At 71.9% G+C, this 13323-nt stretch carries 10 protein-coding genes and 1 pseudogene; 4 read left to right on the forward strand and 7 right to left on the reverse strand.

What is annotated here, in order from left to right:
• Window positions 1-100 precede the first annotated feature (100 nt).
• The 4 genes and pseudogenes from DEJ22_RS01945 to DEJ22_RS01960 all read right to left on the reverse strand — a co-directional run bounded on the left by DEJ22_RS01945 (window position 101) and on the right by DEJ22_RS01960 (window position 6571).
• Window positions 101-3106, reverse strand: a complete 3006-nt coding sequence (locus tag DEJ22_RS01945) for a glycoside hydrolase family 2 TIM barrel-domain containing protein (RefSeq protein ID WP_111226960.1) — start codon at window positions 3104-3106, stop codon at window positions 101-103.
• Window positions 3107-3174: 68 nt separating this feature from the next.
• The gene (locus DEJ22_RS01950) at window positions 3175-4083 is read right to left on the reverse strand and encodes a carbohydrate ABC transporter permease (RefSeq protein ID WP_374109357.1); all 909 of its coding nucleotides are present in this window, start codon (window positions 4081-4083) and stop codon (window positions 3175-3177) included.
• Window positions 4084-4292: 209 nt separating this feature from the next.
• Window positions 4293-5210: pseudogene (locus DEJ22_RS01955) on the reverse strand (carbohydrate ABC transporter permease); the annotation flags it as partial.
• Entirely contained in the window at window positions 5207-6571 is a 1365-nt protein-coding gene (locus DEJ22_RS01960) for an ABC transporter substrate-binding protein (RefSeq protein ID WP_111226814.1), read from the reverse strand. The gene DEJ22_RS01960 and the pseudogene DEJ22_RS01955, both read right to left, overlap by 4 nt.
• A gap of 270 nt (window positions 6572-6841) precedes the next feature.
• Here DEJ22_RS01960 and DEJ22_RS01965 point away from each other — a divergent pair, with 270 nt between their 5' ends.
• Both DEJ22_RS01965 and DEJ22_RS01970 read left to right on the forward strand, forming a co-directional pair.
• A complete protein-coding gene (locus DEJ22_RS01965) occupies window positions 6842-7126 on the forward strand; it encodes a hypothetical protein (RefSeq protein WP_111226813.1) in 285 nt (94 codons plus the stop codon).
• The gene (locus DEJ22_RS01970) at window positions 7126-8292 is read left to right on the forward strand and encodes a baeRF2 domain-containing protein (protein WP_111226812.1); all 1167 of its coding nucleotides are present in this window, start codon (window positions 7126-7128) and stop codon (window positions 8290-8292) included. Before DEJ22_RS01965 ends, DEJ22_RS01970 begins: the two co-directional genes overlap by 1 nt.
• A 123-nt stretch (window positions 8293-8415) precedes the next feature.
• Here the strand turns inward: DEJ22_RS01970 and DEJ22_RS01975 are convergent, their stop codons facing one another.
• A complete protein-coding gene (locus DEJ22_RS01975; protein WP_111226959.1) occupies window positions 8416-9564 on the reverse strand; it encodes an MFS transporter in 1149 nt (382 codons plus the stop codon).
• A 135-nt stretch (window positions 9565-9699) separates the two neighbouring features.
• Between DEJ22_RS01975 and DEJ22_RS01980 the strand changes: the two genes are divergently transcribed.
• Window positions 9700-10443 carry a GntR family transcriptional regulator gene (locus DEJ22_RS01980; RefSeq protein ID WP_258379600.1) on the forward strand — a complete coding sequence of 248 codons (744 nt, stop codon included), beginning with the start codon at window positions 9700-9702 and terminating at the stop codon, window positions 10441-10443.
• A gap of 118 nt (window positions 10444-10561) precedes the next feature.
• Here DEJ22_RS01980 and DEJ22_RS01985 read toward each other — a convergent pair whose 3' ends face one another.
• On the reverse strand, window positions 10562-10717 hold the full coding sequence (locus DEJ22_RS01985) for a hypothetical protein (RefSeq protein ID WP_181430737.1): 156 nt from the start codon (window positions 10715-10717) through the stop codon (window positions 10562-10564).
• A 205-nt stretch (window positions 10718-10922) separates the two neighbouring features.
• On the opposite strand from DEJ22_RS01985, the gene DEJ22_RS01990 reads away from it, so the two are divergent.
• Window positions 10923-12026 (forward strand): LacI family DNA-binding transcriptional regulator, encoded by a 1104-nt coding sequence (locus DEJ22_RS01990; RefSeq protein WP_181430736.1) that lies wholly within the window; start codon window positions 10923-10925, stop codon window positions 12024-12026.
• Between the two features lie 94 nt (window positions 12027-12120).
• Here DEJ22_RS01990 and DEJ22_RS01995 read toward each other — a convergent pair whose 3' ends face one another.
• Entirely contained in the window at window positions 12121-13317 is a 1197-nt protein-coding gene (locus DEJ22_RS01995) for a glycosyltransferase (protein WP_111226810.1), read from the reverse strand.
• Window positions 13318-13323 lie beyond the last annotated feature (6 nt).

The raw sequence follows: 13323 nt of genomic DNA on the forward strand, positions 1-13323 counted from the left end.
CGCGGCTGCCGAACCACGAATCCGACATCGAACCAGGCCCGAGGGCTGGTTCGATGTCGGATCCGTGGTTCGACTCGACCGCGCGCGCCCGCGCGCCCCGCTACCCGAGCACCACGCTCCACGAGAACGCCTGCGGCCACAGCTGGTGCTCCGGCAGCACGTCGAGGCCGCACGCCCGCGACCCCAGCCCGTGCTGCGCCGCGTCGAGGTACAGGTACGCGTGCTCCGGCGTCGGCAGCTCGTACGGGTGCATCGCGCGCCCGAGCTCCTGCGCGGTCCACGGCGAGAGCGTGAAGCCCGCCCGGTGCGCCCCGACGGTCGACACCGTGAACGGCCCGACCGACAGCGTCCGCAGCCCGGGCCGGTGCCCGGTCTCCTGCGGCATCGAGTAGTCGACCGTCAGCGCACGCACCGGAGCGCTGAAGCGTCCGACGCGGGCCGCGTGCGACGAGTCCGCGTACGACTCCGCCGGTCCGGTCCCGAACCACGAGGCATCGGTGTCGAGCACCGACGCCGGCAGGTCGAACCGCACGCCGATCCGCGGCCAGGTCACGTCCCACGCCCCGAACGGCACGGCGTCGGTCTGCAGCAGCAGCCCGTCGTCGGTCAGCGTCCAGCGGTGCGTCACGTCGACGCCCCATCCACTGTTCGCCGCCGCCACGCGGACGCGCTGCTCCAGCCCGTGGTCGGTCCGTGACACCGACACGAGCCGGTGCGTCAGCCGGTCGAGCCCACGCTCGCGCCAGCGGACCGCCGACGCGGGGGCGTCGGGTTCACCGACGCCCTTCGTCAGCACCGGATCGGCCGTCTCGTAGCCGCCCTGCGAGGCCAGGCTGTCGTTGTCCGTCGGCGCCCGCCACAGCTCGAGCCGCGGCCCGGCCACCTCGTGCCCCTTCCAGGACACCAGGTCGCCACGGGCGGTGAAGGTCCCCTCGCCGAGACGGTCGCCGTCCCAGCCCTGCCGGGAGGCCCTGGGCACCTCCGCCTCGCGGCTCGCCACGAGCCGCTGCGTGCGTGCGACGACGTGGCCGGTGTCCGCCCAGGCCGTCGGCCCCGCCAGCTCCGCCGTCACGTCGAACCACAGCTCGTCGCCAGGCGCCAGGGACGCGGTGTCCGCGGCGGCCGCGAGGACCTCGTCGGGCACCGGGACGGTCGCCGACTGCCGCGCGGCGACGACTCCGGGGGTGAGGCGGCCGCCGGCCTCCTCGACGCCGTTCCGCGACAGGGTCCATCGGAAGCGCAGCCCCGCGGTCGAGGCCGAGTGGTACCGGTTCTCGACGAGCACGGTGGTGTCCGACACCGAGAACCGGACCGGGGCGACGACGGCCGCGAACTCCGCGAGACCGGGGGTCGGGGTGTCGTCGGGCAGCACGAGGCCGTCCAGCACGAAGTTGCCGTCGTGCACGACCTCGCCGAAGTCGCCGCCGTAGGCGTAGTAGTCCGCACCCGACGCCGTCTGCGCCAGCAGCCCGTGGTCGCGCCACTCCCACACGAACCCGCCGTGCAGGCGCGGGTACTTGTCGACCAGGTCCTCGTACTCCTGGATCTGGCCCGGACCGTTGCCCATCGCGTGGACGTACTCGCAGTGCAGGAACGGCTTCGACCGCTGCCGTGCGGCCTCGGCCGGACCGCACCCGAGCAGCGGGGTCTCCGGGCCGCCGCCGATCGACTCGGTCTCCTGCAGCGTCGGGTACATCCGCGAGTACACGTCCGTGTAGGCGCCGGTGTAGTCGCCCTCGTAGTGCACGGGGCGCTCGTCGTCGCGGTCGTGCACCCACTGCGACATCGCGGCGAGGTTCCGCCCGGTGCCGGACTCGTTGCCGAGCGACCACATCACGATCGACGCGTGGTTCTTGTCGCGCTCGACCGTCCGGGCGATCCGGTCCAGGTACGCCTCGCGCCAGGCCGGGTCGTCCGAGGGGTTCCCGACCCAGTCGGTGAACAGGAAGCCGTGGGTCTCGAGGTCGCACTCCAGGACCACCCAGAACCCGAGCTCGTCGGCCAGGTCGAGCACGCGCGGGTGCGGCGGGTAGTGCGAGGTGCGGATCGCGTTGACGTTGTTGCGCTTCATGAGCGCCATGTCCGCTCGTGCGTGCTCCTCGTCGAAGACGCGGCCCCGCACGGGGTGCGTCTCGTGCCGGTTCACGCCGTGGAACACCACGCGCTCGCCGTTGACCAGGAACCGGTCGCCCTCGATCGAGACCGTGCGGAAGCCGAGGCGCAGCGAGACGGTCTCGCCGCCCGCACGGCCGCCGGCATCCGTACCGGTCGCGAGCGTGGCGTCGTACAGCTTCGGCACCTCGGCGCTCCACGGCTCGACGCCCTCGAGGGTGATCGGCGCCACCTCGTCGGCCGAGGCCCACGTCACGTCGACACCGAGGCCGGGCACCCGGAAGCGCACCGGGAACGCGGCGTCGAGCGTGGGGAACGTGATCGTCCCGGTACCGGTCTCCGGCCGGCCCGACGCAGCGGTGCCGGCGGTCGCGGCGTCACCGAGGGTCGAGGTCCAGCCAGCCCGGACGAACACGTCGTCGATCGCTGCGGTCGGCCGCGCGAGCAGCGTGACGCTCCGGAAGATGCCGGGCAGCCACCACTGGTCCTGGTCCTCGAGGTACGAGGCCGCGGACCACTGGTGCACCCGGACGAGCAGCTCGTTCGTGCCCGGGACGAGCAGCGAGGTCACGTCGAACTCGGTCGCGAGCCTCGATCCGGTCGACCAGCCGACGAGGGACCCGTTCAGCCACACCCGGAAGTGCGACTCCACGCCGTCGAAGCGCAGCAGCACGCGGGCCGCCGCATCGAAGGTCGCGGGGACCTCGAACGTGCGGCGGTGGTCGCCCGTCGGGTTCTCCTCCGGCGGGTGCGGCGGGTCGATCGGGAACGGGTACTGCAGGTTCGTGTAGCTCGGCGCGCCGTGACCGTGCAGGACCCAGTGCGACGGCACGGGGAGGCTGCCCCACTCCGCCTCCGACCCCGGCACCGGGACGTCCGCGACCGGCGACCACCGGAAGTCCCACTCCCCGTCGAGTGACAGGGAGGGAGCGTCCGTGTGGAGCCAGGCCCTCGGCGCGAGCCGGGTGTCCGAACCCGGTGCGGTCGAGGCCAGCGCGCCGAGCGCATCGCGCTCGTCCGGCGCGGCCGTGGCCGAGGTGGAGGGGGAGTGAGCAGCGATGGTCAACCCTTGACCGATCCTTCCGTGAGGCCCCCGCGCCAGAAGCGCTGCAGGACGATGATCGCGATCACCAGCGGGATCACCGAGACGAGCACGCCGCCGGTGGTGAGCTGGTAGAACTCTGGCAGACGATCGACCTGTGCCCGCCAGTTGTTGAGTCCCAGTGTGATCGGGTAGAGCTTCTGGTCCGCCAGCATGATGAGCGGCAGGAAGAAGTTGTTCCAGATGCCCACGACCTGGAACAGGAACACGGTCACGAGCGCCGGGGTCATCTGGCGGAGCACGATCGTGTGGAAGATCCGCAGCTCTCCGGCGCCGTCGATGCGCGCCTGCTCGAGCAGCGCCGTGTCGACCGAGGCCGCCGCGTACACCCGGCACAGGAACAGCCCGAACGGCGAGACGAGGCTCGGGATGAGCACGCTCCAGTACGTGTCGGTCAGGCCCATCGTCGAGAAGAGCAGGAACAGCGGCAGCGCCGTCGCGGTCCCCGGCACGAGCACGCCGCCCAGGATCGTGCCGAACACGAGCTGCCGCCCGCGGAACTCGTACTTCGCGAGCGCGTACCCGCCGGCCGCGGCGAAGTAGGTCGCGAGGACCGCGCCGACGCCCGAGTACAGGACGCTGTTCGCGATCCAGCGGACGAAGATGCCGCCGTCGTACGAGAACACCTGCTGGATGTTGCTGAACAGCGCGAACTCGCCGCCGAACCAGAACCCGTTCGTCGCGAACAGGGCACCGGTGGTCTTCGTCGCCGCGATGACGACCCAGTACAGCGGCACGAGGAAGTAGACCGCGACGATCACCAGGATCGCGGTGACGACGATCTGCGAGCGGGGAGAGCGATCGAGCTTGCGGCGCTGGTGCGCCGTGATCGACGTGGTGTCGACGGGCTCGGCGGCCTGCTTGGTCACCGGCGCCTCGATGGCTTCACTGGTCATGCTTCCGCCCCCTTGCGGTCGGTCTGGAGGCCCGTGGCGGCTCCGGTGGTGGTGCTGCGGTTCGCGACACCGGTGGCGGGTCGCGACCCGGTGGCGGACGTGGCGCGCGTCTGGAGCGCACGCCGCGCCTCCAGGCCGTCGCGCTTGGCCCGCTTCTTCTGGTCGCGCTCGTTCTTCGGCGCACGGTTCGTCAGCGCGAGGAACGCGAACGACAGGATGAACGCGGCCAGCGCGATGATCACGGCCTGCGCGCTCGCGACGCCGTACTCGTTGAACGCGAAGGCGTTCGTGTACGCCGCGTAGTTCGGCGTGTACTCGGTGTCGATGGCGGGCGCGACCGTCGACAGGATCTGCGGCTCGGCGAAGAGCTGCAGCGTGCCGATGATCGAGAAGACCGTCGTGAGCACCAGGGCCGGTGCGATGAGCGGGATCTGGATCCGCCACGCGACCTGGAAGGGGCCGGCGCCGTCCATCTTCGCCGCCTCGTAGACCTCGCCGGGGATCGACTTGAGCTGCGCCACGATGATGAGCATGTTGTAGCCCGTGTACGTCCACGTGACGATGTTCGCGATCGACCACAGCACGCTGTTCGCGCCGAGGAAGTCCGGCTGCAGCCCCATCGACTGCAGCAGCGACACGATCGGGGACAGGCCGGGCACGTAGAGGAACGACCACAGGATCGTGGCGATGACGCCGGGGACGCCGTACGGCATGAAGTAGACCGCGCGGAAGAAGGCGGGCCAGCGGGCGCTCGCCGACTCGAGCAGCAGCGCGAGGATCGTGCAGAGGACGATCATCACCGGCACCTGCACGATGCCGAACAGGAGCATGCGCCAGATCGAGCCGACGAACCCGGCGTCGTTCAGCGCGGTGACGTAGTTGTCGAAGCCGGCGAAGCGGCCGGTGACGCCGTCCTCGCCGAACAGGCCCTCGCGGTCGACGGTCGTGAAGCTCTGGAAGAGCGCACTGATGATCGGGATGATGAACGTCAGCACGAACAGGGCGAGGAACGGGGCGAGCAGGATCCACGGGGCGCGCTTCTGGGCGCTGGTGGCCTTGGTGCTCGTGCGGAAGCCGGAGCCCGGCTGCGTGGCGGTCATCGTGCGGTCCTGACGCTGAGGCCCTTGTCCGTGAAGGACTGGACGATCTCCCGCTGGGCGAGCTCGACCGCGTCGGTGAGCTTCAGCCCGCCGGTGAGCTTGCGGCGGAACTGGTTCTGCAGGCTGGTGAAGGCCGACTGGGTGACGGGCGACCACGACCACTCCAGGTTCTGCTCCTGGGCCGAGGGGACGAAGACCTCCTCGTTGTAGTTCTGCCCGGAGAACCACTCGGACGGCTGTTGGCGGGCCTTGCCGATGTAGTCCTTCGCCGGCGACCACCCGATGCCGCAGTACTTGATCATCGCGTCGACGCCCTCCTTCGAGGTGGTCATCCACGTGATGAACTCGAGCGCCTCCTCCGGGTGCTTCGCGTTCGCCAGCACCGCGGCCGTCGAGCCGCCGATCGAGCTCGAGCCGTAGCCCGTGTCGCCCCACGTCTGCATCGGCGCGACCTTCCACTTGCCCTCGCCGCCCTGCACGGACTGGATGAGGGCGTCACCCCAGCTCGCGCTCGTGACGGCGGCGATCTTGCCGCTCGCGGCGGCGGCGTACCACCCGGGGGAGTAGGCGCCGGCGCTGGTGTCGACGAGCTTCTCGTCGATGACCCCGTCGAAGAACTCGGCGACCATCATCGTCTTGTCGTCGGTCATGTCGACGACCCACGAGTCGCCGTCGGTCCGGAACCAGCGGGCGCCGGCCTGCTGCGCGTACGCGGCGAAGGGCGATGCGTCGGAGACCGGGAAGACCTCGAGGTAGTTGCCGTTCCCCGTGCCGCGCACCTTGTCTGCCAGGTCACGCCACTCGTCCCACGTCGTCGGGGGTTCGCCGCCGGCCTGCTCGAGGACCGCGGTCTGGTAGTAGAAGCCCATCGGGCCGGTGTCCTGGGGGATGCCGTACACGCCGTCGACGAACTCGACCTGCGACCACGCTGCCTCGTCGTACTTCGACTGCACGTCCTTCGCGCCGTACCGGGCGAGGTCGACCAGGCCGTTGGCGAGCATGAACTCGGGGATCTGCCGGAACTCCACCTGCCCGATGTCCGGGCCGCCTCCGGCCGCGAGCGCCGAGTACATCTTCTGGTACCCGCCCGCGGTGCCGCCCGGGATCCAGTTCGCGGTGACCTGGATCCGCGGGTTCTTCGCGTTCCAGACGTCGCAGACCTTCTGCAGGTCCTTCAACCAGGCCCAGTACGTGAGCTGGACGGTCTCACCGCCGGCGGCGGCCGGTACCAGCGCCGCCTTGTTGACGTTCGTCGAGCCAGGGACGGCACAACCGGCGAGCAACCCCGCCGCTGCTGTGCCGAGCCCGAGGCCCAACAGGTTCCTTCTGGACAACACTCGTTGCGATGGGGTCGGCGTCATTGCCTGAGCTCCGGTTCGTCGTCGGATCGGGTTCCCCGCCAGCAAAGCACAAAACCGAGCGCTGCTGTGCATTCACGAAGTATCCACAGAACGTCGTGACCGAACCGTGTTCCACCGGGGCCCGGAGTGCCTGCCGAGGCACCCAGCTGCGTGTTCGCTCCGACCTCCGAGCGCCGTCAGTGCCCGGGGCGCAGCGTGGACGGCACGCAGAACACCGAAGCCGCGGGCGGCCCGACAGCGCCGTCGGCGGCACGAACGGGAGGACACGCCATGACCGATCGCGGGAACAGCACGCACGGACCGGAACTCGACGAGCAGCTCGCGCACGAGGCGCAGAGCATCGTGCAGGGGCACGGCAGCAACGCCCACGTCGAGGAGTTCCGGCAGTCCGAGCCGGTGCCCGACGACACCGACGACGCCGAGACGGTCACGGCCTCCGGCTACGACGGCGAGCTCGAGGGGTCGCTGCAGGACGACTCCACCGACACCACGGCGGACGGGTCCGGCTCCGACACCGTCTTCACGACCGAGACCGACGAGGAGGGCGACCGCTGATGGCGCAGACGACGCGTGAGACCAGCGCCCTGCAGTCCGACGTCGTCCGGGCGCTCCAGACGCCGGGCACCTGGACGTGGGCGTACGTCGACGCCTCGGGCAACCGGGAGGACCCGCGTCGGCTCGCCGCCCTGCAACGCCGGACGGTCTCCGACGCGCTCGCCCAGCAGGGGTGCTCCGCCCGCGCCGCCGAGATCATCGAGGAGGAGCTCGTCGAGCAACCCGGCGTGCCCGCACCCGTCGCCCGGTACGTGCTCGTCCGCGACGACGAGCTCGTGCTCAGCGAGGTGCTGCCCGGACACCTGCACGGGAGGGAGTCGATCGGCACCGGGGCCGTCCCCGACCTGCTGCCCCTGCTCGCGCACCGGCCGTTCGACCTGCCGTTCCTGGTCGTCACCGTCGGGCGCGAGGGCGGTGGCTTCCGCGGCTACCGCCTCGGGCACGCACCGAGCGGTGCCGCCGAGGACGAACAGCGCATCCAGGGTCGCACCGACACGCTGCACAAGTCGAAGACCGGGGGCGGCTGGTCGCAGCCGCACTGGCACCAGCACACCGAGGAGATCTGGAAGCAGACCGCCGGCGAGGTCGCGGCGGCGATCGAGGAGACCGTCCGGGCGACCTCGCCCCGCCTCATCGTGCTCGCCGGGGACATCCGCGCCCGCGAGCTGCTCCGCGGCGAGCTCTCGACGTCGACCCGCGCACTCGTCACCGAGGTCGCGGTCGACCCGCGCGCCGACGATGCGTCCGAGAAGGCGCTCGTGCAGCACGTCGACCTCGCTCTCGCCCGGATCCTGGCGACGCGGCGACACGACGTGCAGGACCTGCTCCGCACGCACGAGGGACGCGGGGACAACGAGAGCGTCAGCGGGCTCGGCGCCGTCGTGTCCGCGTTGCAGCAGGCCCAGGCGGCCGTCGTCGCGCTCGACGCGGGGGCGCTCGGCGACCGCACGCTCCTGGCCCTCGACGCCGCGCCGTGGGTCGCGACCGCACCGGAGCAGGCCGCCGGAGCGACCGTGCTCGGTCAGGTGCCGGCCGTGTGCGCGCTCGTGCGAGCGGTGGTCCTCACCGACGCCGAACTCGTCCTGGTGAACGCCGCGTCGCTGCCGAGCGGCGCCCCGGCGTCCGCGCTCCTGCGGTGGCCGGTGGGCCCGGCCGTCCCCGCCTGACCCGCCCGACCCCTTCCGCAACACGCAACGTCGGCGGTTCCTCGCAGCGGTACAGCGCTGCGAGCAACCGCCGACGTTGCGTCCCGCCGTCGCCGGTCCCACGCCCTGGCCGGACGTCGCGCGTCAGTCGTGGGAGACGTCGCTGCGCGGGACGACCGACAGCGCGAGCAAGGGCAGCGCGGCCACGATCGCGAACGACGCCGCGAAGCCGAGTGCCCCGACCAACGCGCCGACCCCCGGACCGACGGCGCTCGCCGCGAGGAACTGCCCGGTGTTCTGCGCCCCGAGCGCCCGGCCTGACCAGGACGCTCCCGCCGCCTCGGCCACCGACGTGTACGCGAGCCCGTTGTCGGCGACGGTGACGCTCGTCGCGACGACGAGGAACACCGCTGCGGGCGCCCAGTGCGACACGTCGACGAGCGCGAGCGCGCCCATCACCGCGGCGGCCGCCACCGCGACGATCCGCAGCGGCCCGACCCGGGAACCCGCGCGATCACTCCACGCGCCGACGATGATCCGGCCGACGGCACCGACGAACTGCGAGACCCCCACGAGCAGCCCTGCCGCGGGGGTGGACCACCCGAGGCCCACGAGCCACACCAGGCCGTAGGTCGAGAGGGTGAACTGCGGCACCACGAGGAGCACGGAGACCAGGTGCACCCGCCACAGGAACGTCGACGCGCGGTAGGGGTTCGTGGGTGACGCAGACCGCGCTGCGGGTGCCGCTGGCGGCCGCGGCGGGTCGGCGATCCCGACGGCGCAGAGCACGGTGAGCACGGCGCAGAGCGCGAACGGCAGGAGCAGGGCGCTCCGGATGCCGTCCGTCTCGGTGAGCAGGGGAACCGTCACGGCCGCGAGCGTGACACCGAGCGGCTGCGACATCTGCCGGATGCCCATCGCCAGACCCCGGCGCTCCTTCGGGAACCACCCGACGACGACCCGCCCGCTCGCCGCGTTCGTCGACGCACTCGTCATGCCGGCGGCCAGGAACGCGATGCCGAGCAGGAGCGGGTCTCCGGCCGTGATCCACGCACCGACGACGGTCAGGGTGGTCAGCGCGAGACCACCGGCGATCACCACGCGTTCACCGACCCGATCGGTCACCGCACCCCAGGCGATGAGGGTGAGGACGAGCCCGATCGTCGGCGCAGCAGCGAAGAGCCCGGCGGACGCGAACGGCATCCCCTGCGCGAGCAGGTGTGGGATGAGGAGCGCCGGCGCGGAGACGACGAGGGTCCCCGCGGCCTGCGCGGCGACACCGAGTGCGAGCATCGTCCACGCCCGGGCCGGGACGACGGTCGGTGGCGCGGTGGCGGTCTGCACGGGCACGGTGGTTCCGTTCTGGAAGCAATTGGTATACCATCACGGTATACCAACCCTCGTGGATCCGCACTATGCTGGTCCGCCGTGACCGAGACGACCGAGAACGCCGTGCCCGTGTCGCAGACGAGCCAGCTCTACGACAACCTGCGCGAGGCGATCCTCACGCTCGACATCGCACCCGGTGAGCGCATCTCGGAGCGTGGTCTCGAAGGGCGCTTCCACGCCTCGCGCACTCCCGTCCGGGCAGCGCTGTCTCGCTTGGAGCGCGAGGGGCTCATCCTCCACGAGGGGCGCTCGTGGACGGTCACGCCGATCGACCTCGACGAGATCGCCTCCCTCGCCGAACTCCGGGGCGTGCTCGAACCCGCGGCCGCCCGGCTCGCCGTCGAGCGTGCCTCGGCCGAGCAGCTCGACGATGTCCGTGCGCACCTCGACCAGCTCCGCAGCACGCCCGACCGCGAGGCCGGGATCCGCATGGGCTCGACGTTCCACCTCGACCTGGCCGCACTCGGCGGCAACCGGTTCATCACCGACGCCATCGCCGACGCACTGACACGCCTCGAGCGCACGCGGTGGATCGAGGTCCGTACCGCCGAGGCCCGCGAGGCCGCGTGGGAGGAGCACAGCGCGATCCTCGACGCCGTCCGCGCCGGGCAGGCGGACCGTGCAGCGGAACTGCTCGCGGCGCACGTCGCCGGCACCAACGACCGTCTGCTCGCGTGGATCGCGCAGGAGCGACGGCGCCTCCGCGGAGCGGGCATGGCCATCGTGGGCAGCCCCGCACTGCTCGGCGGCGAGCACGACCAGGTCGACACGGCGGACCGCTGACCCGCAGGCTGCCGTCGAGCCGGCTGCTGCCACGCCGGCTGCGGCCACGCTGTCTGCTGCCGCACCGACCGCGGGAGGGCACGAGCGGGGGAGGACCCGACCCGTGCCTCCCGGCCGGTCAGGCCCTGGTCGTGGATTCCTCGGATCCGTCGATGTCCTGGGCGGCCCATGCCGCCCCGTGCTCGGTGTGGTCGAGGAGTGCGTCGCGCACCTCGGCCTCGTCGGTGGTGAGTCGGATGGCGTGCTTGCTGCCGGACCGCGTCTGCTGGGACATCGAGAGTTCCTCCTGTGTGCGTGGGCACCGTGGCGGTGCGCTTCCTCACGGGACGTTCTGAGGTCGCAACAGTCTGCGCCTGCCTGTCCGTCGGACGCAAGGGTGTCGGCGCACCTGTGGAGGAGTCGGGAGCGAGCCCGTGCCTAGGATGGTGCGGCCGCGCACCGGCGCGGCGGCGAGGCGCACGTCGGACGGGAGGCACGGCATGAGCACGCAGCGCACCGCACCTCCCACGGTCTACGACGTCGCGTCCGAGGCCGGCGTCTCGATCGCCACCGTCTCCCGCGTGCTCCGCACGCCGGATGCCGTCCGTGAGGGCACCCGCGACCGCGTCCAGGCGGCGATCCGGAGCCTCGGCTACGTGCCGTCCGGCAACGCGCGGGCCCTGGCCGGCAAGCGGACCGGCGTGGTCGGTCTGCTGCTGCCCGGGTTCGACGTCGTGCCGGACGAGCGACCCGACCTCGTCACCGACGGCGGTGTCCGGGTCGTCGACGACCGGCGGCACGTCACGCAGCCGTTCTCCTCGAACCTGTACTTCGACGAGGTCCTCCGCGGTGCCGAGACCGAGGCGTGGCAGCGGGGGCTCGCCCTCATGGTGGCGGCCGGGCGCGGGTCCTCGCGGGACGTCATCGTGAACGACGTCGCGGGCCGGGTCGACGGGCTGGCGGTCCTGGCACAGACCGTGCCGGACGACCTGCTCGAGCACGTGGCACGGCGCATCCCGGTCGTGGTGCTCGCGGACGATCGACGGTCGCACGGCTTCGACTCCGTGAGCGTCGACAACGCCGCGGGCATGCGCACGCTGGCGTCGCACGTGATCGGGCGGCTCGGGATCCGGTCGCTGGCGTACCTGGCGGGGCCGATCGACTCGCCGGACGACATGGAGCGGTGGGCGGGGTTCCGACAGGCACTCGCGGACCACGACCTGACCGGCTCCGACGTCCGCGTGGTGCACGGCGACTTCGGGCGGGCACGCGCCCGCGAGCTCGCGTCGACCCTGTTCGACGGCGCAGACGTCCCACGTGCCGTGATCTGCTCGAACGACCAGTCGGCGCTCGGCGTGCTCGACGCCGCCGGAGCGCGGGGCCTGCGGGTGCCGGAGGACGTCGTGGTCACCGGCTTCGACGGCATCGACGCCGGGCGCTTCTCGGCGCCGCGCCTGACGACGGTGCACCAGCCGATGGGGGAGCTCGGGCGTGCGGCCGTCCGGGCGATCGTCGACCGGTTCGAGCGGCGCGAGGGGCCTCCGCGGGCCGTCCGGCTGCCGGTCGAGGTGCTGCTGCGCGAGAGCTGCCCGCCGGCGCTGTAGGTGTCGACCGCGCGATCCGCTCCGGCAACGCCCTCCGCCGCTCGCTGCTCGGGTCCGGACCGTCGCCGCGCGACGCCGGGAGACCCGGGCCTCCTCAGCGTCCGGCGGTTGCCAGGTCGTCCTGCTCGGCGCTGTCCGCGCTGTCGAGCTGACCGATCTCACCGCTCCGCCGCTTCCGCGTCGTCGTCGCGACGGTCCCGCGGAGTGCCCGTTCGTACGCCGAGCAGACACCGTCCCAGGTGTACGCGGTCCGCGCCCGGTCGCGCACCTGCCGGCTGATCGCCCGCTGACGCTCTTCGTCCTCGAGCAGGTCGATCACGGCGGTGGCGATCGCGTCCGGTTCGGGGGCGATGAAGACGGCGCCGGTGCCGTCGAGCACCTCGCGGTTGTAGACGGTGTCCCGCGCGACGGTGGGGGCACCGCAGTGCATGGCCTGCACCAGTGCCGGATTGGTGCCGCCGACACTGTGGCCGTGGAAGTAGGCACTCGTGTGGTGCCAGAGTGCGAGGAGTCGCTCGTCGTCAGCGACGTGACCGAGCCAGTGGACCTCGGGATTGCACGCGGCGAGCGCTGCGACGCGGTCGTCGAGCTCGCCGCCGTACCCGGACGACCCGACGATCACGACCGGGTGACGCTCGGCGATGCGTTCCGCTGCAGCGAGGAACTGCGGCACGGTGTTCTCCGGGACGAAGCGAGCCACGACGAGGGCGAACCGCTTCCCCGCCAGGTGCGCATCGTCGGCGTGGAGGGGGAGCGAGTCGACCTCGGTGCCGCCGTACGGGATCATCACGCCGGTCGACCGGAACTCCCGCTCCCAGTACCGGCGGATGGCCTCTGCGTCGAAGACCAGCTGGTCAGCGAACCGCGCGGTGCACCAGGCCCCGGCCCGGAAGACCGCTCGCGCGAGTCGACCCCACTTGGCTCGCTGCCACTCGAGTCCGTCGACGTTGACGATCGTGCGGATCCCCGCGGCCCTGAGCAGCGGCAACCAGAAGCCGTTGGCGCAGTTCATCACGAGCGCCGCGTCGGGTCGGTGACGGACGGCGTCCAGCGTCGCGGTCAGCCCGAAGGTCATGGTCGAGAGGGACTTCGATTCGGTGCCGCGGGTCGTCCGACGGATCACCCGGCGGTCGAGGGTGGGGTCGTCGTCGCGCTCCTGACCCGGGCGACCGTACACGGTCACCTCCCAATCGGCGTCCGCGAGGTGCGGGGCGAGGTGCCTGACGGCCGTCTCGAACCCCCCGTAGTACGACGGGTACCCCCGCGTGCCGATGATCGCCGCTCGCTGCATGCGTGC

This window comes from Curtobacterium sp. MCSS17_007, assembly GCF_003234175.2.
GTDB lineage: Bacteria > Actinomycetota > Actinomycetes > Actinomycetales > Microbacteriaceae > Curtobacterium.

Bases quoted from the DNA above. Each gene is read 5' to 3' on its own strand.
- DEJ22_RS01975 (WP_111226959.1), bottom strand. From the start codon at position 9,564: ATGCTCGCACTCGGTGTCGCCGCGCAGGCCGCGGGGACCCTCGTCGTC.
- DEJ22_RS01960 (WP_111226814.1), bottom strand. From the start codon at position 6,571: ATGACGCCGACCCCATCGCAACGAGTGTTGTCCAGAAGGAACCTGTTG.
- DEJ22_RS01965 (WP_111226813.1), top strand. From the start codon at position 6,842: ATGACCGATCGCGGGAACAGCACGCACGGACCGGAACTCGACGAGCAG.
- DEJ22_RS01990 (WP_181430736.1), top strand. From the start codon at position 10,923: ATGAGCACGCAGCGCACCGCACCTCCCACGGTCTACGACGTCGCGTCC.
- DEJ22_RS01970 (WP_111226812.1), top strand. From the start codon at position 7,126: ATGGCGCAGACGACGCGTGAGACCAGCGCCCTGCAGTCCGACGTCGTC.
- DEJ22_RS01995 (WP_111226810.1), bottom strand. From the start codon at position 13,317: ATGCAGCGAGCGGCGATCATCGGCACGCGGGGGTACCCGTCGTACTAC.
- DEJ22_RS01985 (WP_181430737.1), bottom strand. From the start codon at position 10,717: ATGTCCCAGCAGACGCGGTCCGGCAGCAAGCACGCCATCCGACTCACC.